Source organism: Streptomyces sp. ADI95-17, from assembly GCF_003846175.1.
Lineage (GTDB): Bacteria > Actinomycetota > Actinomycetes > Streptomycetales > Streptomycetaceae > Streptomyces > Streptomyces sanglieri.
The window spans coordinates 15,788-34,287 of record NZ_ML123046.1 but is presented as its reverse complement, the minus strand read 5'-3'; the positions used below and the strand labels follow the sequence as shown (position 1 = coordinate 34,287).

Genomic DNA, 18,500 nt, shown 5'->3' with positions numbered 1-18,500 from the left:
GACGTGTGCGAACCCGCCCCGCACAAGGTTACCGAGTGTCGGAGCGGGCCTGAGCACCCCTGTGGACAACCGCCTCCCGGTCCCGCCCCGCCTACTGCCGTATCGACCAGCCGCGCTCGCGCAGCGCCGCGCTCAGTGCGGCGACCGCGCTCGGCTCGACCATCAGCTGGACCAGACCTGCCTGCTGCCCGGTGGCGTGCTCGATGCGCACGTCCTCGACGTTGACCCCGGCCCGTCCGGCGTCGGCGAAGATCCCGGCCAGCTCGCCCGGCCGGTCGCTGATCAGCACCGACACCATCTCGTACGCGGCGGGGGCGGTCCCGTGCTTGCCGGGCACCCTGACCCGGCCCGCGTTGCCGCGGCGCAGGACGTCCTCGATGCCCTCGGTGCCCTCGCGGCGCTTGTCGTCGTCACCGGACTCCAGGCCGCGCAGTGCCCGTACCGTCTCGTCCAGGTCGGCGGCCACCCCGGCCAGCACGTCGGCGACCGGGCCGGGGTTGGCGGAGAGGATCTCCACCCACATCCGGGGGTCGGAGGCGGCGATCCGGGTGACGTCCCTGATGCCCTGGCCGCAGAGGCGTACGGCGGTCTCGTCGGCCTCCTCCAGGCGGGCGGCGACCATCGACGAGATCAGCTGCGGGGTGTGGGAGACCAGGGCGACGGCCCGGTCGTGCGCGTCGGCGTCCATGACGACCGGGACGGCACGGCAGAGCGCGACCAGTTCCAGGGCGAGGTTGAGGACCTCGGTGTCGGTGTCACGGGTCGGGGTGAGGACCCAGGGCCGCCCCTCGAACAGGTCCGCGGTGGCGGCGAGGGGGCCCGAGCGCTCCTTGCCGGCCATGGGGTGCGTACCGATGTACGGCGTGAGGTCGAGGCCGAGGGCCTCCAGCTCGCGGCGGGGGCCGCCCTTCACGCTGGCGACGTCCAGGTAGCCGCGGGCGATGCCGTCCCGTATGGCGGTGGCCAGCACCGTGGCCACATGGGCGGGCGGTACGGCGATGATCGCCAGGTCCACGCGCTCCTCGGGCGCCTCGTCCGTACCGGCGCCCAGCGCGGCGGCGGTACGGGCCGACTGGGGGTCGTGGTCGACGAGGTGGACCCGGATGCCGCGCCCGGCGAGGGCGAGGGCTGCGGACGTGCCGACGAGGCCCGTTCCGATGACGACGGCGGTTCTCACTGGGCGATGTCCTTGCGGAGTGCGGCGGTGGCACCGAGGTACACGTGGGCGATCTCGGACTTGGGAAGGTAGGTCTCGACGTGCGCGAGGATGCGCACCACACGGGGCATGGCGCCCACGATGTCCAGCTCCTGGGCACAGATCAGCGGTACGTCGACAATACCGAGCCCGCGCGCGGCGGCGGCCGGGAAGTCGCTGTGCAGGTCCGGGGTGGCCGTGAACCAGATGCTGATCAGGTCGTCCGCGACGAGGCTGTTGCGTTCGAGGACGGCGGTGAGCAGGGCACCGACCTGCTCGTCCATGTGTCCGGCCTCGTCCCGCTCCAGCTGGACGGCTCCACGGACCGCTCGTACCGCCACGTCGTGCTCCTCGGTTCTTCGTGCTCGATCTCTCTGCCGGTCAGCCTAGAGGTGCGGCGCGGCCGGCGGCCCGGGGTGCTCTGTCCGTGAGACGGGGCGGGCGCACGGCAACGGCCCGGGGCCGGTCCGGCCGTGATCCGCCGGGCAGGTCCTCGGGCCGCTTCCGCTGTCAGAGCTGCTGCTCGCGGACCAGGTCCTCGATCGAGCGGCCCTCCGGCACCTCCCCGGACGGGGTCAGCCTGTCGACCGCGGTCGGCAGCGAGCGGGCGATCTGGTCGGCCGCCTGTTCGGTGCTGACCCCCGATTCCTGGGCGACCTTCCGCAGGGTCTCGTCCGGCAGTGCCTCGGCGATCTGGGCACCGCTGACCGGCTGGTTCTCCCCGGTGCCGACCCAGGACTGCGCCTGGTCGACGAGGCCGGATCTGGTGAGCATCCCGATCAGCCCTTCGAGCGCGTTGCCGCCGCCCGTACCGCCCTGGCCGCCCTGGCCGCCGCCGAGCGCGCCCAGCAGCGCCCCGAGGATGTTCCCCGCGCCGCCCTGGCCGCCGCTCTGGCCGCTGCCGCCCAGCAAGCCGCCGAGCAGGCTGCCGAGATCGTTTCCTGCCATGGTTCTGCCTCTCCAGAGGGGATGATTTATCGACAATGTCGATCAGAACCCGGGCTTCTGCCACTTGAGCGGGGCACCCCGTGCCGGAGCCCCGGCACGGAAATCCCCGGTGCGGACCGCTCCCGCTCACGTAGCCTCGCCGGCATGATCACCCCTGATCCCGAGGCTCTCGTACGCGACCACACGGTCTACTCCTGTGTGATGGGCTCGCGCGCCTTCGGGCTCGCCACGGAGGGGAGCGACACCGACCGGCGCGGCGTGTTCCTCGCGCCGACTCCGCTGTTCTGGCGGTTCGAGAAGCCGCCGACGCATGTCGACGGCCCGGCACCGGAGCAGTTCTCCTGGGAGCTGGAACGCTTCTGCGAGCTGGCGCTGCGCGCCAACCCCAACGTGCTGGAGTGCCTGCACTCGCCGCTGGTGGAGCACGTCGACGACGTGGGCCGGGAACTCCTCTCCCTGCGTGGCGCGTTCCTGTCCCGGCTGGCCCACCGGACGTTCGTGCGTTACGCCTCGGGCCAGCGCAAGAAGCTGGAGGCGGACGTACGGCAGTACGGGGCGCCGCGCTGGAAGCACGCCATGCATCTGCTGCGGCTCCTGGGCGCCGGCCGGGACCTGCTGCGCACCGGTGAGCTCACGATCGAGGTGGGCGCGGCCCGCGACGATCTGCTGGCGGTGAAGCGGGGCGAGGTGCCGTGGGAGGAGGTCGAGCGCCGCATGAACCGCCTCATGGAGGAGAGCGAGGAGACGGCGCGGAACTCCCCGCTCCCCCAGGAGCCGGACCGGGCGCGGATCGAGGACTTCCTGATCCGCACCCGCCGGGCGTCCGTGGACCGGTCCTAGTCCCCTGACTCAGGAGACCAGGAGACCCCCGTCAACCGCGCGCGCACCACGAGGTCGTGCAGCGCCTCGAACCCGCCGGCCGTCGCGGGCAGCGCCGACCCCGCCTGGGCCTCGTCCAGCACCCCGTGCAGCGCCTCCACGTCCCGCGACACCGCCTCCCCGTCCACGCCCTCCGCTCCCCCGTGCTCGGCCTCGGCCTTCGCCTCGATCAGCCCGGGCAGATACGCGGGCGCCGCCACCTCCCCGAGGAGAGCCGGCAGATGCGCCAGCACCTCACCGCTGCGCATCAGGTGGATCCCGGTGAGCAGTGCCCGGAACGTGTACAGCAGCGGCTTCAGCTCACCGGTCCTCCCGAAGAGCCGCCACTGGGTGTTGGCGAAGCCCCGGTAGTGGTGGGCGTGGTTGCGGGTGACCACGCCCGGTGCCAGCTCCACCAGTTCCGCGTGCGTCCCGCTCGTGTGGACGACCAGCGGCGAGAGCAGTTGTTCCAGCACATAGCCGTTGGGCTTCAGCATCAGCCGGACGAACTTCCGCAGGTCGTGCGTGACGAGATCCATCTCGGTCCCGTCCCGGTCCCACATCCGTGAGCGGGTCTCCTCGGCCTCGCGCAGTCCCACGAGGTCGGCCGCGGGCAGGAGATGGACCCCCCGAAGGTCCACATCCGAGTCCTTGGAGGGGAACCCGTACAGGTGCGCTCCGGAGACCGTGGCGAAGAGCAGCGGGTGGCGCTCCCCGGCGAGGACCGGTCCGAGGTCGGTGACCGGCAGCCCGGCCTCCTTGAGGTGCTTGGTGTCCATGAGCATGGGTCAAGAATCCCAGAGCGCCCCCAGCGACAGCAGATCGCTGCGGTACTCGATCCGCTCCGACCATTCCTTGGGCCAGGCCCCCGCCCCCAGGTGCGCGCCGGCGAACGCGCCGGTCAGGCAGCCCAGGGAGTCCGAGTCGCCGCGGGTGCAGGCGGCCCGGCGGAGCGCGGTGACCGGCTCCTCGGGGAACAGGAGGAAGCAGTGCAGGGCGGTGGCCAGGGCCTCCTCGGCGATCCAGCCGTCGCCGGTCACCTCGCAGGGGTCGGTCTCCGGGGACGGGTCGCGCAACGCGTCCTGGACGCGGGCCAGGGCGGTCAGGCATTCGTCCCAGCCGCGCTGGATGTACAGCTCGGGCGAGGCGTCGCCCGCGTACCGCCAGAGGTCGCCGAGCCAGCGCGTGAGGTACCGGCCGCTGTTCTCGTACGCGTAACTGCGCAACTGCCCGATCAGGCCCATCGGCTCCGCCCCCTGCGCCAGCAGGTGCACCGCGCGGGCCGTCAGGTCGGACGCGGCGAGCGCGGTCGGATGTCCGTGGGTGAGGGCGGCCTGCAACTGGGCGGCGCCGGAGCGCTGTTCGTCGCTGAGTCCGGGGACGAGTCCGATCGGCGCGACCCGCATGTTGGCGCCGCAGCCCTTGGAGCCGGTCTGGCTGGCCTCCTGCCAGAGCCGGTCGCTGTCGAGCAGCCGGCAGGCGGTCATGCAGGTGCGGCCGGGCGCGCGGTTGTTGTCGGGCGAGTGGTACCAGTCGACGAACTCCTCGCGCACCGGGCGGGCCAGCCGCAGCGGGGTGAGCAGTCCGCGGTCCATGGCGGTGCGGATGCCCCGCCCCAGGGCCAGCGTCATCTGGGTGTCGTCGGTGACGACCGCCGGCTTCGGCAGCCGCATCGTGCGCCACGGCCCGCACTTGGCGAGGATCGACGGAACGTTGTTGAACTCGGTCGGGAAGCCCAGTGCGTCGCCGAGCGCGAGCCCGGTCAGCGCGCCGGTGGCGGCCTGTTTGGTGATGGTCCTGGTCACGATCACGTGCTTCTTCCTTCCGGTCTCAGCAGTGGTGGGTGCAGGGCGGTAGCGGCACCCGCCCGGTAGAGCGCGGCCGGTTTTCCCCGTCCGCCGGTGCGGCGCGGCGATCCCTCCACGGCCTGGACGAAGCCGGGCGTGGTGAGGACCTTGCGCCGGAAGTTGGGCCGGTCCAGCTCGACGCCCCAGACCGTCTCGTACACCTGCTGGAGTTCCCCCAGGGTGAATTCGGGCGGGCAGAAGGCGGTGGCCAGACAGCTGTATTCGAGCTTGGCGCCGATCCGGTCGTGCGCGTCGGCGAGGATCCGGTCGTGGTCGAAGGCGAGCGGGCCGGTCCGCCCGGCGTCCCACCACCGGGCGCCGGCCGCGTCGCCGCCGCCGCGCGGTTCGGGCAGGTCGGGTACGAGCGCGGCGTAGGCGACCGAGACGACCCGCATCCTGGGGTCCCGGTCCGGGTCGGTGTAGGTGCGCAGCTGTTCCAGGTGGAGGGCGCCGGCGGTGCCCCCGGTCAGTCCGGTCTCCTCGGCGAGTTCCCGGCGGGCGGCGGTCTCGGCGGACTCGCGGGGCAGTACGAAGCCGCCGGGCAGTGCCCAGTGGCCCTTGTACGGGTCGGCGCCCCGTTCGACGAGCAGGACGTGCAGCCGGCCGTCGCGGACCGTGAAGACGGCGAGGTCGACGGTGACCGCGAAGGGTTCGAAGGCGTACGGGTCGTACCCTTCGGGGACTCCGGTGCTCATCGGTGCTCCGGCAGGGGCGCGGCGAAGTTCCAGCTGTCGGCGAGCAGTGCGTCGACGGCGGCGACCGCGGTGGCCAGGCGTTCCTGACGGGTGCCGGTTATTTCGATGAACTCCCTTCCCGTGCGGTTGAGTTCGGCGCGGAACCGGTCGGTCATCCAGGGCCGCAGTTCTTCGCCGTCGCGCAGTCCGTCGTCCTCGAAGGCGACGCCCTCGTGGTCGGTGAGCAGCCACAGATGGTGGGCGACCCGGTCGGCGGTCCGCTCGACGAGCGGGTTGCGTCCGCCGATGTACCGCTCGTGCCAGACGGTGGTGGCGAAGGAGTCGGTGTCGCAGATGAGCACCGGCGACCCGGTGCGCGCGGCGGCCTCCTCCTTCGCGTTCTGGGCCTCGGCGATCAGCGGGAAGTCACCGGTGGTGAAGCTGACGTCCTCCCACTGGGCACCGGGCCACCGCTCGCGCAGCTCGGCCAGCTTCCGTTCGCTGAACTCCCGTCCGTACTCGGCGACGTACCGGGTCCGCGCCCAGACGCCGCCGCGTGCGCGGTAGTGGTCGGTGAGGGCGCGGGCCAGGGTCGTGGTGCCGGTGGATTCCGCGCCGAGGACGACGACCCGGCGGGCGAGGGCGGCCCGTACCGGCGGTTCCAGGAAGTCCCAGCAGCCGACCGGGTCCTTGCGGACGGCGGTGCCGGAGACCGGGAAGACCGTGCGGTCGGGGTCGACGCAGACGGATTCGGCGCCGAACCGGCGGGCGAGTTCGTCCCCGTACGACTCCGAGGTGAAGACGGCGTCGACCGGCTCGGGCACGGCCCCGGTGAAGACGGCCATGTGGGCGTCCCAGATCACCGGGTCGTGGAGATCCATCCGGATGTCGTCGACGGCGCCGACGACCCGTACGTCCGGGTGCACCTCCCGCATCCAGGCCACCCGGTCGGCGAGCGGGACGGACTCCACGGAGGCGGCGCAGACCAGGACGGTCAGCCGTTCGCAGCGGTCCTGGGCGGTGCGGACGAGGTGGTGGTGGCCGGCGTGCGGCGGATAGAACTTGCCGAGGACCAGCCCGTGGCCGAAGCGCTTCATGCCGCCACCCGCACCAACCGCGGGCGCTGCCCCGCGAGATCGCGCTTCCAGTTGCGCAGGCCGATCAGGCAGAGCGTCAGGAAGCCGACGTACAGCAGCGAGGTCAGGTAGAGCTCCTTGTACGCGTACAGCGGGATGTACACCACATCTGCGGCGATCCAGAGCCACCAGGACTCGACGAGCTTGCGGCACTGCCCGTACGTCGCCGTCAGGGACAGCGCGGTCGTCAGGGCGTCCCAGAAGGGCACGGTCGAGTCGGTGGCATGGTCGAGCAGGACGGTGAGCGCGACGGTCCCCACCGCCCCCGCCGCGAGCAGCCAGGTCCATTCGGTGCGCGTGGTGCGCCGCACCGGCAGGTCCGGCGAGCCTGGTCCACCCCCGTGGGTCCAGGTCCACCAGCCGTACGCGGCAAGGGCGATGAAGACGATCTGGAGGCCGGCGTCGGCGTACAGACCGGACTGGGTGAACAGCAGGATGAAGAAGAGGTTGTTGGCGATGCCGATCGGCCAGTTGGCGAGGTGCTGGCGGGCCACGAGCCAGACGCACAGCGCCCCGCTTCCGAAGCCGAGCACCTCGGTCCAGCTGACCGGGGTGTCGAGCACCGTCACCAGGGGTTGCTGCAGTGGATCGAGGAAATCCGCGAGACTCACGCCCGCCTCCTTAATAGTCACTCTGACTATAAAGGCGGAAGGGGTACAGGAAAAGGCCCGCGGCCGATTCCTGTTCGAAAATCGAAGACAGGAACCGGCCGCGGGCCTCGGAACGGACGGTGAAGGGCGCTCCCTACAGACCGACCTCGCGCATCAGCATGCCCACCTCGGTGTTGGTGAGGCGGCGCAGCCAGCCGGACTTCTGGTCGCCCAGCGGGATCGGCCCGAAGGACGTCCTCACGAGCCGCTCGACCGGGAAGCCGGCCTCGGCCAGCATCCGGCGGACGATGTGCTTGCGGCCCTCGTGGAGGGTCACCTCGACCAGGTAGTTCTTGCCGGTGTTCTCGACGACCCGGAAGTGGTCGGCGCGGGCGTACCCGTCCTCCAGCTGGATGCCGTCCTTGAGCCGCTTGCCCAGGTCGCGCGGGAGCGGTCCCTGGATGGCGGCCAGATAGGTCTTCTTCACCCCGTACTTGGGGTGGGTCAGGCGGTGGGCCAGCTCACCGTGGTTGGTGAGCATGATGATGCCCTCGGTCTCGGTGTCCAGCCGGCCGACGTGGAAGAGCCGCGTCTCACGGTTGGTGACGTAGTCGCCGAGGCACTGGCGGCCGTCCGGGTCCTCCATCGAGGAGACGACACCGGCGGGCTTGTTCAGCGCGAAGAAGAGGTAGGACTGGGCCGCGACGGTCAGACCGTCGACCTTGATCTCGTCCCTGTTCACATCGACGCGCATGCCCTGCTCGACGACGATCTCGCCGTTGACCTCGACGCGGGCCTGCTCGATCAGCTCCTCGCACGCCCGGCGCGAGCCCATGCCGGCCCGGGCGAGGACCTTCTGCAGCCGCTCGCCCTCCTGCTCGGCGCCCGGGTGGGTCTTGGGCGTCTTGATGTCGGCCTTGCCCGCGTACCGGTCCCGGTTGCGCTGCTCGATCTTGGCGTCGAGCTCACGCGGACGGGACGGGGCGCCGTACGGGGTACGGCGGCCGCTGCTCTTGGAGCCGCCGGTCGCCGCCTTCGGGCCGCCCTTGGCGCCGCCGCGGGCCGCCGCGCCGCGGCCCTTGCGGGTGCCGCCGTCGCCGCCCGGCTTGTCGTTGCCCACGTCGTAGCGGCGCTCCTCGGGGCGGGGCCGGCGGGGGCGCTGCTCCTGCTTGTCGTCCCGCTCGGAGCCGGCAACCCTGGGGTTGGGGTTGCTGTTCCTGCCGCTGCCGGTGTTGTTCCTGCCGCCGCTGCCGCCGCTCCTGCCGCCGCCGCTCCTGGCTCCGCCGCCGCTTCCGCTGTTCCTGCCACTGCTTCGCATCAAAAATCCGTCTTGTCGTCTGCGTGAGTATCCGGGGTGTCCGGTGCGTCCGGATCGAACGACGGCACACCCTCTAGCGTCTCAGCCTCGATCGCGTCCGCCTCGGGGAGGAAGGGCGCGAGCTCCGGGAGCTCATCCAGGCCGCGCAGGCCCATCCGCTCCAGAAAGTAGTTCGTCGTCCTGTACAGGATCGCACCTGTTTCGGGTTCCGCGCCCGCTTCCCCCACCAGCCCCCGCTGCAACAGGGTCCGCATGACCCCGTCACAGTTCACCCCACGGACCGCGGAGACCCTGGAACGGCTGACCGGCTGGCGGTACGCGACCACCGCGAGGGTCTCCAGCGCCGCCTGGGTCAGCCGGGCCTGCTGGCCGTCCAGGACGAAGCCCTCCACGGCCGCCGCGTACTCCGGGCGGGTGTAGAAGCGCCAGCCGCCCGCCACCAGCCGCAGCTCGAAACCGCGCCGCTGCACGGTGTACTCGTCGGCCAGCTCCCGCAGCGCGTCGGCGACGGCCCTGCGGGGCCGCTCCAGCACCTTGGCGAGGTGCTCCTCGGTGGCGGGCTCGTCGACGACCATGAGGACGGCCTCCAGCGCGGGCCTGAGATCGAGATCCGCGACGCCGGTGTTCTCCTGCTGACTCATGCCTTCACATCCTCCTGGACGTCCTGCGTCTCGGGGTCGAACTCGTCCGTGACGACGGGGCCGGCCCCCTCTCCCCCGGCCCAGCGCACCAGCAGCTCCCCGAGCGCCTCGTCCTGATCGAGCGCGACGGCCTTCTCCCGGTACAGCTCCAGCAGCGCGAGGAACCGGGCGACGACGGTGAGGGTGTCCGGGGCGTCCTCGGTGAGCGTACGGAAGCTGATCTCGCCGGCCTCCCGCAGCCGCGCCACCACGATCCCGGCCTGTTCCCGCACGCTGACCAGCGGCGCGTGGATGTGGTCGACGTACACCTGCGGCTCGGGCTTCGGCTGCATCGCCTTCACGGCCAGCGCGGCGAAGCCCTCCGCGCCGATGCTGATCACGACCTCGGGCAGCAGCTCGGCGTGGTGCGGCTCCAGCCCCACGGTCCGGGGGAACCGCCGCCCCTCGGACGCCAGCCGCTCGCTGAGGATCTCCGCGATGCGCTTGTACGCGCGGTACTGGAGCAGCCGGGCGAAGAGCAGGTCCCGCGCTTCGAGCAGCGCCAGGTCCGCCTCGTCCTCCACCTCGGCGGTGGGCAGCAGCCGGGCCGCCTTCAGATCGAGCAGGGTCGCGGCGACGACGAGGAACTCGGTGGTCTGGTCCAGGTCCCAGTCCGGCCCCATGGCGCGGATGTGCGCCATGAACTCGTCGGTGACCTTCGACAGGGCGACCTCGGTCACATCCAGCTTGTGCTTGGCGATGAGCTGGAGCAGCAGGTCGAACGGCCCCTCGAAGTTCGCCAGCCGGACGGTGAACCGCCCGTCGCCGGCGGGCCCGGAGGGTTCGGGAGGATCAGTGGGCCCGGGGAGCGCGACAGGGACCTCGGGCACCTCGGGCACCTCGGGCGCCCCGGACACCGCGGCTTCCGGCGCGGGGGCCCCGGCCCCGGTGCTCCCGCCGTCCGCCGGTTCCGGCGCGGCCCCGCCGCCCGGGCCGCGCCCCAGGGGGCGGCGTGGGGTGCGGGCGGGCTCGTCGGTCGTCGGCATGAAGGTCCAGGGGCAGCGGGATACGGGCGGCGGGCCGTGGCCCGTACGGAAGGGGCCGGACCGCTCGTCCGGCGGCCGCCCACCGGGCAGGCTACCGGCGCCTCACCCGTCAGCGGCCGCGCAGCCGCCGTACGAGGATGCTCGCGTCGCCCCGCGACTCCAGATCCGCGAGCACCACCGCGACCGCCTCGCGGACGATCCGCCCTCGGTCGACGGCGAGCCCGTGCTCGCCGCGCAGCACCAGGCGGGCGTGCTCCAGGTCCATCAGTTCCTCGGCCGAGACGTAGACGGTGATCTTCTCGTCGTGGCGCTCGCGGCCGCTGGGCCGCCGGTTCGCCCCGCGCCCGCCGCCGCGCCTGCGCTGCTGCTGGACGGCAGGGGCTGGAACCGCCTCCTGCGCGGCCGGGGGCGCGGCCGTCGGCGCGGACTGCTGGGGCCTGCGGCCCGCCTGAGCGGCCACCGCGCCCCGGTCTGCGTCGCGGCTGCGCGACTCCCCCGCGTCGGCGTCCGCCGCGGAGTGCTCCTCGCGCGAGGCACCGTCGGCCGCCTGCGCCGCTTCCGCCCCGGATCCGTCCGCCCCGGAATCGCTCTCCCCGGCCGGACCGGGCACCCGGGCCTCACCGTTCGCCTTGCGTCGCCGGTCCGCGGGGGACGAGGCCTGGAGCCCCATTCCTCCGGTGGTACGGAACAGTTCGTCGGCCCCGGGCAGACTCACTCGGCGTGACACCGGGCGAGCACCTCCCTGGCGAGCTGGCGATAGGCGGCGGCACCGACCGAGTTGGAGGCGTAGGTGGTGATGGGCTCACCGGCGACCGTGGTCTCCGGGAAGCGCACGGTGCGCCCGATGACCGTGTGGTAGACGTGGTCGTCGAATGCCTCGACGACGCGCGCGAGGACCTCACGGCTGTGCACCGTACGGGAGTCGTACATGGTGGCGAGGATGCCGTCGAGCTCCAGATCGGGGTTGAGGCGCTCCTGGACCTTCTCGATGGTCTCGGTGAGCAACGCCACACCACGGAGCGCGAAGAATTCGCACTCGAGCGGCACTATGACCTTGTGGGCGGCCGTCAGGGCGTTCACGGTGAGCAGGCCGAGCGACGGCTGGCAGTCGATCACGATGTAGTCGTAATCGGCCATCAGCGGCTTCAGGGCACGCTGCAGCGTGGACTCCCGGGCCACCTCGCTCACCAGCTGCACCTCGGCGGCCGACAGGTCGATGTTGCTGGGCAGCAGGTCCATGTTCGGGACCGCGGTCTTCAGCAGCACCTCGTCGGCCGACATGCCCCGCTCCATGAGCAGGTTGTAGACCGTGAGGTCGAGCTCCATCGGGTTGACGCCGAGCCCGACCGACAGGGCACCCTGCGGGTCGAAGTCGACGAGCAGGACGCGTCGTCCGTACTCCGCGAGCGCGGCGCCCAGGTTGATGGTCGACGTGGTCTTGCCGACGCCGCCCTTCTGGTTGCACATCGCGATGATCTTCGCGGGGCCGTGATCGGTCAGCGGGCCCGGGATCGGGAAGTAGGGCAGGGGCCGGCCGGTCGGGCCGATCCGCTCGCGGCGCTGACGGGCAGCGTCGGGCGCGAGGGTGGCCGCGTACTCCGGATCGGGCTCGTACTCGGCATCGGGGTCGTAGAAGTGCCCCTGGGGCACCTCGTCGAAGTCGGCGAAGTGGGCGGTGTCCCGGCCACTCTCGTTGCCGGCCATGGCGTTCACGTGTAGGCCGTCCATCATCTGGGGGGCTGTCGTCATGTGCTGTTGGGTGGCGAAGGTGCGGACAGCGACGGAGCCGACAGCCTCCAGCCCGTTCGGGCTCTGGCCCCGCGCAGGCATCCCTGGATGAACACCCCCGGGAGTAAATGTCGACTCATTCACAAGTCGTCTTACCTCCTTGGACGTGACCAGGAAACTTATCGATAGGTCAGCGTGGCACCATGCCGACGATTGGCGACTCTATGGCGTGTCACCGCTCCGCAGCAACACAATCCGCCGGACCCGGCCCGATGTGTCGGCAATCGAACACGTCCCTGTCAAGGGCGTGCGGCCACCGGGGCGCAGATTTAACGGGTGTACGAATCGGTTAAAGGGTTACGTTCGAGACGAGTTGAACGGGGCCGCCGAAGGGGCCCGACATACGTACGGCCGGACCTTGCTCGGCAAGGTCCGGCCGTACGCGCGAGGTTGACGGAAGGAGTTGACCCGTCAGCCGAGAAGCGAGCTCAGCTCGACGCGCTCCAGGCCGTGCGCCTCGGCCACCTCGCGGTAAACGACCTGCCCGTCATGGGTGTTGAGGCCCTTGGCGAGCGCGGCGTCGCGGCGCAGCGCCTCGACCCAGCCGCGGTTGGCCAGCTCCAGGATGTACGGCAGCGTGGCGTTGGTGAGCGCGTAGGTCGAGGTGTTCGGAACCGCGCCCGGCATGTTCGCGACGCAGTAGAACACCGAGTTGTGGACCATGAAGGTCGGCTCGGCGTGCGTCGTCGGGTGCGAGTCCTCGAAGCAGCCGCCCTGGTCGATCGCAATGTCGACAAGAACACTTCCGGGCTTCATCTTGGCGACGAGCTCGTTGGTGACCAGCTTCGGCGCCTTCGCGCCGGGGATGAGCACGGCACCGACGACGAGGTCGGCCTCGATGACGGCCTTCTCCAGCTCGAAGGCGTTGGAGACGACGGTCTTCACCTTGGTGCCGAAGACCTTGTCGGCCTCGCGGAGCTTGTTGATGTCCTTGTCGAGCAGCGTGACGTGGAAGCCGAGACCCACGGCGATCTGCGTGGCGTTCCAGCCGGAGACACCGCCGCCGATGACCACGGCTTCGGCGGGCGCCGTGCCCGGGACGCCGCCCGGCAGCACACCGCGGCCGCCGACCGAGCGCATCAGGTGGTAGGCGCCGACCTGCGGGGCCAGCCGGCCCGCGACCTCGGACATCGGGGCGAGCAGCGGGAGCGCGCGGTTGGCGGTCTCGACCGTCTCGTAGGCGATGGCCGTGGTGCCCGACTCGATCAGCGCGTCGGTGCACTCGCGGGAGGCCGCGAGGTGGAGGTAGGTGAAGAGCGTCTGGTCCTTGCGGAGGCGGTGGTACTCCTCGGCGACCGGCTCCTTGACCTTGAGCAGCAGGTCGGCGGTGGCCCAGACCTCGTCGGCGGTGGGGAGGATCTGCGCCCCGGCGGCGACGTACTCCTCGTCCGTGATCGAGGAGCCGGCCCCGGCGTTCTCCTCGACGACGACCTGGTGGCCGTGGCGGACGAGCTCGTGCACACCGGCAGGCGTGATCGCCACGCGGAACTCGTTGTTCTTGACTTCGCGGGGGATGCCGACCTTCACGTCGATCACGGTCCTTGGCTCAGAGGGTTACCCGGGCATAGCTATACATACCCGGATAGACACTACGTAAATGGAGACACCGCGAACACACGCGGCAGAGCCAGTCTAATGAAGGGTTTCGCGCTGTCTAGCCTTACAAAGCATTAATTTTCAGTCGCCGCACTACGGATTTCGCAGGTCACACCCTCCTGGCCCAGCAATCTGTCGGCCAGACCCCGGTGCAGCCCTGCCGCGGCCGGGTCGCCGAGCCTGTCGAGCGTGTCCGCCAGCCGGAGCTCCAGCGCCGCCTGGAGCCGTACGTCACCGGCCCGCCTGGCCCACTCGACGGCCTCCTGGCAGGTGTGCAGGGACTCGTGCGGCCGGCCCGCGTACTCCTGCACCCGCGCCGCCTCGCTGAGCGCCCGCGCCTGGGCCGGCACGTCGCCGAGCCTGCGGTACCCAGCCGCCGCGGCGCGCCAGTTCCGCAGCGCCTCGCCGTACCGCCCGGCGTAGGTGTGGACGGCGCCGAGCCGCCCGTACAGCCGCGCCTCGTCGGCCCGCTCCCCCTGGGTGAGCCGCTGCGCCAGCGCGCGGCCGTACCAGTCGGAGGCCCGCTGGAAGTCCCCCAGCTCGGCATAGGCGCCGCCTACGGATTCCATCGCGCGGCCGGTGGCGTACAGGTCCTTCGCCGCCCGTCCGGCGTCCAGCGCGGCCCGGTAGCGGGCCAGCGCCTCCCGGGTGCGGCCGGTCCTGGCGTCGAGGTCGGCGAGGTTGAGCAGCGCGGCGGCCCGCTCGCGCGGCAGCTCGCGCCGCTCGGCGACGGCCAGCACCAGACCGTGCAGTCCGTACAGCTCGGGTGCGGCGGCCTCGGTACCCCGGTGCACGGCCAGCGCCCGCACCAGCGCGGACACCAACCGCCTTGCCAGGGTGTCGAGTTCACCGTCCTCGACGGCGATCCGGGCCGAGGCCAGCAGGGCCGGCCGGCGGATCCGCAGCCATTCGGCGGCCGCCTCGGGGTTGGGGAAGCGCAGCGACCGCGGAAGCCCGGCGAGCTTCCGGCGGGCCGGTGAGCCCTCGGGTTCGGTCACCGCCCGGCAGGACTGCAGCAGCCGTACGGTGCGCTCCAGCATCCGGGCGCGGGCCAGCTGGACCTCGGCCGGCCGGTCCCTGGCCTCCAGCAGCGCCCGCAGCAGCGGTGCGAGGCAGCCGGGCACCTCGTACTGCGGCTGGTCCGCCCCATTGGTGTGCAGCAGTCCCAGGGCCACGAAGTCGTCGAGGGTCGTCTGGGCGGCCGAGACGGAGCAGCCGGCCAGCGCGGACGCGGTGTGGGCGTCGGCGAGACCGGCGGGGGCGAGGGCGAGCAGTCGCAGTATCCGGGCGGCGGTCGGCGGCAGCGATTCGTGGACCAGCCGGAAGGCCCGGGCCAGCGGCCGGGAGCCGGTGGACTGCTCGGTGTCGTCCGGCAGTTCGCGCAGTTGCCTGGTGACATCGGCGACCGATGCCATGGGCCGGGCGGCGAGCCAGCCGGCGACCATCACCAGGGCGGCCGGAAGTGCGCCGCACTCCTCGGCGAGGGTCTCGGCGGTCCGCGGATCGACGGTGATCCTGACCTCTCCGATGGTGCGGGCGAGCAGCCGCACGGCGGAGCCCGCGTCCAGGCCGCCGATGGTGCAGGGGCGGACGCCCGGGATGCCGGTGAGCGGGCCCCCGGACGTGGCGACGACCAGGCAGTCCGGGTTGTCGGGAAGCAGCGGGTCGACCTGTTCCGCGTCCACCGCGTCGTCCAGGAGCAGCAGGGCGCGGCGTCCGGCGAGCTCGTCGCGGACCATCCCGGAGAGCTCGTCCCCGTCCGCGCCGGGCGGCCCGGTCACCCCCATCCGGTCGAGCAGCTCGCGGGCGGTGCGCTCGGTGGGCACCGGCACGCCGCCGGGGTCGGTGAGCCTGACCCGGAACAGTCCGTCGGGGTGGTCGCCCTCGGCGAGCAGCCGCCGGGTGAGCTCACCGGCGAGCGCGGTGCGTCCGGAGCCGGGGCGTCCGGCGATCAGCAGGACCCGGGCGCGGGCGGCCTTGCGGCCGGCCAGGGTGTCCAGGCCGGCCCGTTCGATGTCGGCCCGCAGCTCCTTCAACTCGCGGGCTCGGCCGAAGAATTGGGGTGGGGCGGTACCGGACGGCTCCTCGGTTCCCGCTGCCTCGGCCGGGCCGCTGGTGTCCACCGCCTGATCCGTCACGGGCCACGCTCCACTTCGCTGCACGCGTCGCCCGCCGGGACTCCGGTCAGGGCATTGTGAGCGTAGTTCAGGCGTGCGGGCGTTTTCCTTCGAGCACGGCTGAGCACGACGCAGAGGTCCCCCGATCGGATCAGCATCTTGTCCGATCGAAGGACCTCGGTGTGCACCGTTCGGCGGCGCTACGGCCCGTCAGGCCTCGAACGGGCGGGCCGGCCACGGCGCGTCGGCCGGGCGCAGCGAATCGATCCCGTCACCGGCGAGCACCGCCGCGAGCGAGAGGACGCCCACCACCAGGCAGTTGTTGTGCAGCTCCCCCGCGAGCACGCCCCGTACCAGCTCCTGGAGCGGCACCCGGGCCAGCTCCATGTCGGCCTCCTCCTCGGAGACCTCGAAGCGCTCCCCGTCGGCCTCGGAGAGACCGCGGGCCAGGAAGATCCGTACGGCCTCGTCGCAGCCGCCCGGTGTGGTGTAGACGTCGGTCAGCACCCGCCAGTCCTCGGCCTTGACGTACGCCTCCTCGTAGAGCTCGCGCTGCGCCGCGTGCAGCGGGTTCTCACCGGGGACGTCGAGCAGTCCGGCCGGGATCTCCCAGAGCTTGTGGCGCACCGGGTGGCGGTACTGCCGCAGCACGACGACCCGGTTGTCGTCGTCGAGCGCGAGCACGGCGACCGAGCCCGGGTGGACCTGGTAGTCGCGGCGTACGACCGTGCCGTCCGGCATCACCACTTCGTCGGTGCGGACGCTGGTCTTGTTGCCGGCGAAGGGCGTCTCGGTCGCGGTGACCTGCCACTCCTCGGGCGTGTCCTGGAAACCCATCTACGTCCTCCCACGAAAAACAGAAACCGGGGTACGCGTCCTTCGAAGGACGCGTACCCCGGTCAACGTTAACGCCTGTGCGGCGCCGGACTACTTGCCCGACTGCTTGCCCTTGCCGTCACCGGCCGCGGCGCCCGTCTTGCGCGCGACGGCCGCCTTCACCAGGCCCGCGAAGAGCGGGTGCGGGCGGGTCGGACGGGACCGGAGCTCCGGGTGCGCCTGGGTGGCGACCAGGTAGGGGTGGATCTCGCGCGGGTACTCGACGTACTCGACGAGCTTGTTGTCCGGGGAGGTGCCGGAGAAGACCAGACCGGCCTTCTTCTCCAGCTCGGCCCGGTAGGCGTTGTTGACCTCGTAGCGGTGGCGGTGGCGCTCCTCCACGTACGGCTCGCCCTCGTAGGCCTCGCGGACCAGCGAGCCCTCGGCGAGCTTCGCCGGGTACAGGCCGAGCCGCATGGTGCCGCCCAGGTCGCCCGCGCCCTCGACGTACGCCAGCTGCTCCTCCATCGTCGAGATGACGGGGTGCGAGGTGGCGGCGTCGAACTCGGTGGAGTTGGCGTCGGGGATCTCGGCGAGGTTGCGCGCGGCCTCGATCACGATGCACTGGAGGCCGAGGCAGAGACCGAGCAGCGGCACCTTGTTCTCGCGGGCGTACTGGATGGCGCCGATCTTGCCGTTGACACCGCGGTCGCCGAAGCCGCCGGGGACGCAGATCGCGTCGACGTCACCGAGCTGCTTCGCGGCACCCGCCGGGGTCTTGCAGTCGTCCGAGGCGACCCACTTGACCTTGACCCGCGCCTTGTTGGCGAAGCCGCCGGCCCGGATGGCCTCGGTCACCGAGAGGTAGGCGTCGGGCAGGTCGATGTACTTGCCGACGAGCGCGACGGTGATCTCGTGGTCGGGGTTGTGGACGCGGTCCAGCAGGTCGTCCCACGTCGTCCAGTCGACGTCGCGGAACGGCAGGTCGAGCTTGCGCACGACGTAGGCGTCCAGGCCCTCGGTGTGCAGCACCTTCGGGATGTCGTAGATGGACTTGGCGTCCACACAGGCCACCACGGCGGCCTCGTCGACGTCGCACATCAGCGAGATCTTGCGCTTGATGGCGGTCGGTACGTCACGGTCGGCGCGCAGCACGATGGCGTCCGGCTGGATACCGATGTTGCGCAGCGCGGCCACCGAGTGCTGGGTCGGCTTGGTCTTGAGCTCGCCGGACGGGCCGATGTAGGGCAGCAGCGAGATGTGCACGACGAAGACGTTGTCCCGGCCGACCTCGTGGCGGACCTGGCGGACGGTCTCCAGGAACGGCAGCGACTCGATGTCGCCGACCGTGCCGCCGACCTCGGTGATGACGACGTCGACGTCGTCGGTGGCCATGCGGCGGATGCGGTGCTTGATCTCGTTGGTGATGTGCGGGATGACCTGCACGGTGTCGCCCAGGTACTCGCCGCGCCGCTCCTTGGCGATCACCTGCGAGTAGACCTGGCCGGTGGTGACGTTGGCGGAACCGTCGAGGTCGACGTCGAGGAAACGCTCGTAGTGGCCGATGTCCAGGTCGGTCTCGGCGCCGTCGTTGGTGACGAAGACCTCACCGTGCTGGAACGGGTTCATCGTGCCCGGGTCGACGTTGAGGTAGGGGTCGAGCTTCTGCATGGTGACCCGAAGGCCGCGCGCCTTGAGCAGGGCACCGAGGCTGGAGGCAGTCAGACCCTTGCCGAGGGATGAGGCGACACCCCCGGTGACGAAGATGTGCTTGGTCGTCGTGGATGTGGGCTGCATAGCCAAAGGGGGCTCCCGTGGTCGCGATCGTGAGGTGCGTACCGGCGTTTTCGTCCGGAGACTCCGGAGGCGCCGTCGCTGCGGTTCGGGGGCCTCGTCTGCGGTTGCGGACGACCACCGGTCCACGGGCTACCAGGGTATCAGCGCCGAAGGG

Annotated in this window: 18 protein-coding genes; 1 reads left to right on the top strand and 17 read right to left on the bottom strand. The window is 71.5% G+C overall.

Annotated elements, in window-relative coordinates; all coding sequences use genetic code 11:
- Positions 1 to 91: 91 nt before the first annotated feature.
- The 3 genes from EES42_RS14050 to EES42_RS14040 all read right to left on the bottom strand — a co-directional run bounded on the left by EES42_RS14050 (position 92) and on the right by EES42_RS14040 (position 2,143).
- Positions 92 to 1,177: a prephenate dehydrogenase gene (locus EES42_RS14050; protein WP_124718571.1), complete on the bottom strand. Its 1,086-nt coding sequence runs from the start codon at positions 1,175 to 1,177 to the stop codon at positions 92 to 94.
- A complete protein-coding gene (gene aroH / locus EES42_RS14045) occupies positions 1,174 to 1,536 on the bottom strand; it encodes a chorismate mutase (RefSeq protein ID WP_124718570.1) in 363 nt (120 codons plus the stop codon). The genes EES42_RS14050 and aroH overlap by 4 nt, the downstream gene beginning before the upstream one ends.
- Positions 1,537 to 1,705: 169 nt before the next feature.
- Positions 1,706 to 2,143: a YidB family protein gene (locus tag EES42_RS14040; protein WP_124718569.1), complete on the bottom strand. Its 438-nt coding sequence runs from the start codon at positions 2,141 to 2,143 to the stop codon at positions 1,706 to 1,708.
- 144 nt (positions 2,144 to 2,287) lie between these two features.
- On the opposite strand from EES42_RS14040, the gene EES42_RS14035 reads away from it, so the two are divergent.
- Positions 2,288 to 2,983, top strand: a complete 696-nt coding sequence (locus EES42_RS14035; RefSeq protein ID WP_124718568.1) for a nucleotidyltransferase domain-containing protein — start codon at positions 2,288 to 2,290, stop codon at positions 2,981 to 2,983.
- On the opposite strand, the gene EES42_RS14030 is transcribed toward EES42_RS14035, so the two are convergent.
- The 14 genes from EES42_RS14030 to EES42_RS13965 all read right to left on the bottom strand — a co-directional run bounded on the left by EES42_RS14030 (position 2,980) and on the right by EES42_RS13965 (position 18,346).
- Positions 2,980 to 3,786 (bottom strand): nucleotidyltransferase domain-containing protein, encoded by an 807-nt coding sequence (locus tag EES42_RS14030; protein ID WP_124718567.1) that lies wholly within the window; start codon positions 3,784 to 3,786, stop codon positions 2,980 to 2,982. The genes EES42_RS14035 and EES42_RS14030 overlap by 4 nt on opposite strands.
- A gap of 3 nt (positions 3,787 to 3,789) precedes the next feature.
- Entirely contained in the window at positions 3,790 to 4,812 is a 1,023-nt protein-coding gene (locus EES42_RS14025) for an ADP-ribosylglycohydrolase family protein (RefSeq protein WP_124718566.1), read from the bottom strand.
- A complete protein-coding gene (locus EES42_RS14020) occupies positions 4,809 to 5,543 on the bottom strand; it encodes an NUDIX hydrolase (protein ID WP_124718565.1) in 735 nt (244 codons plus the stop codon). The genes EES42_RS14025 and EES42_RS14020 overlap by 4 nt, the downstream gene beginning before the upstream one ends.
- A complete protein-coding gene (locus EES42_RS14015) occupies positions 5,540 to 6,619 on the bottom strand; it encodes an AAA family ATPase (protein WP_124718564.1) in 1,080 nt (359 codons plus the stop codon). Before EES42_RS14015 ends, EES42_RS14020 begins: the two co-directional genes overlap by 4 nt.
- Entirely contained in the window at positions 6,616 to 7,269 is a 654-nt protein-coding gene (pnuC, locus tag EES42_RS14010) for a nicotinamide riboside transporter PnuC (protein ID WP_124718563.1), read from the bottom strand. Before pnuC ends, EES42_RS14015 begins: the two co-directional genes overlap by 4 nt.
- A 133-nt stretch (positions 7,270 to 7,402) precedes the next feature.
- The gene (locus EES42_RS14005; RefSeq protein ID WP_124718562.1) at positions 7,403 to 8,566 is read right to left on the bottom strand and encodes a pseudouridine synthase; all 1,164 of its coding nucleotides are present in this window, start codon (positions 8,564 to 8,566) and stop codon (positions 7,403 to 7,405) included.
- The gene (gene scpB / locus EES42_RS14000) at positions 8,566 to 9,207 is read right to left on the bottom strand and encodes an SMC-Scp complex subunit ScpB (protein WP_124718561.1); all 642 of its coding nucleotides are present in this window, start codon (positions 9,205 to 9,207) and stop codon (positions 8,566 to 8,568) included. The genes EES42_RS14005 and scpB overlap by 1 nt, the downstream gene beginning before the upstream one ends.
- A complete protein-coding gene (locus EES42_RS13995; protein ID WP_124718560.1) occupies positions 9,204 to 10,232 on the bottom strand; it encodes a segregation and condensation protein A in 1,029 nt (342 codons plus the stop codon). The genes scpB and EES42_RS13995 overlap by 4 nt, the downstream gene beginning before the upstream one ends.
- A gap of 109 nt (positions 10,233 to 10,341) precedes the next feature.
- Positions 10,342 to 10,947 carry a hypothetical protein gene (locus EES42_RS13990; RefSeq protein WP_124719355.1) on the bottom strand — a complete coding sequence of 202 codons (606 nt, stop codon included), beginning with the start codon at positions 10,945 to 10,947 and terminating at the stop codon, positions 10,342 to 10,344.
- Positions 10,944 to 12,062 carry a ParA family protein gene (locus EES42_RS13985; protein WP_124718559.1) on the bottom strand — a complete coding sequence of 373 codons (1,119 nt, stop codon included), beginning with the start codon at positions 12,060 to 12,062 and terminating at the stop codon, positions 10,944 to 10,946. Before EES42_RS13985 ends, EES42_RS13990 begins: the two co-directional genes overlap by 4 nt.
- 369 nt (positions 12,063 to 12,431) lie before the next feature.
- Positions 12,432 to 13,547 (bottom strand): alanine dehydrogenase, encoded by a 1,116-nt coding sequence (gene ald, locus EES42_RS13980; RefSeq protein ID WP_124719354.1) that lies wholly within the window; start codon positions 13,545 to 13,547, stop codon positions 12,432 to 12,434.
- Between the two features lie 143 nt (positions 13,548 to 13,690).
- A complete protein-coding gene (locus tag EES42_RS13975; protein WP_124718558.1) occupies positions 13,691 to 15,754 on the bottom strand; it encodes a tetratricopeptide repeat protein in 2,064 nt (687 codons plus the stop codon).
- Positions 15,755 to 15,943: 189 nt separating this feature from the next.
- Entirely contained in the window at positions 15,944 to 16,570 is a 627-nt protein-coding gene (locus EES42_RS13970) for an NUDIX domain-containing protein (protein ID WP_124718557.1), read from the bottom strand.
- 90 nt (positions 16,571 to 16,660) lie between these two features.
- The gene (locus tag EES42_RS13965) at positions 16,661 to 18,346 is read right to left on the bottom strand and encodes a CTP synthase (RefSeq protein ID WP_124718556.1); all 1,686 of its coding nucleotides are present in this window, start codon (positions 18,344 to 18,346) and stop codon (positions 16,661 to 16,663) included.
- Between the last annotated feature and the right edge of the window lie 154 nt (positions 18,347 to 18,500).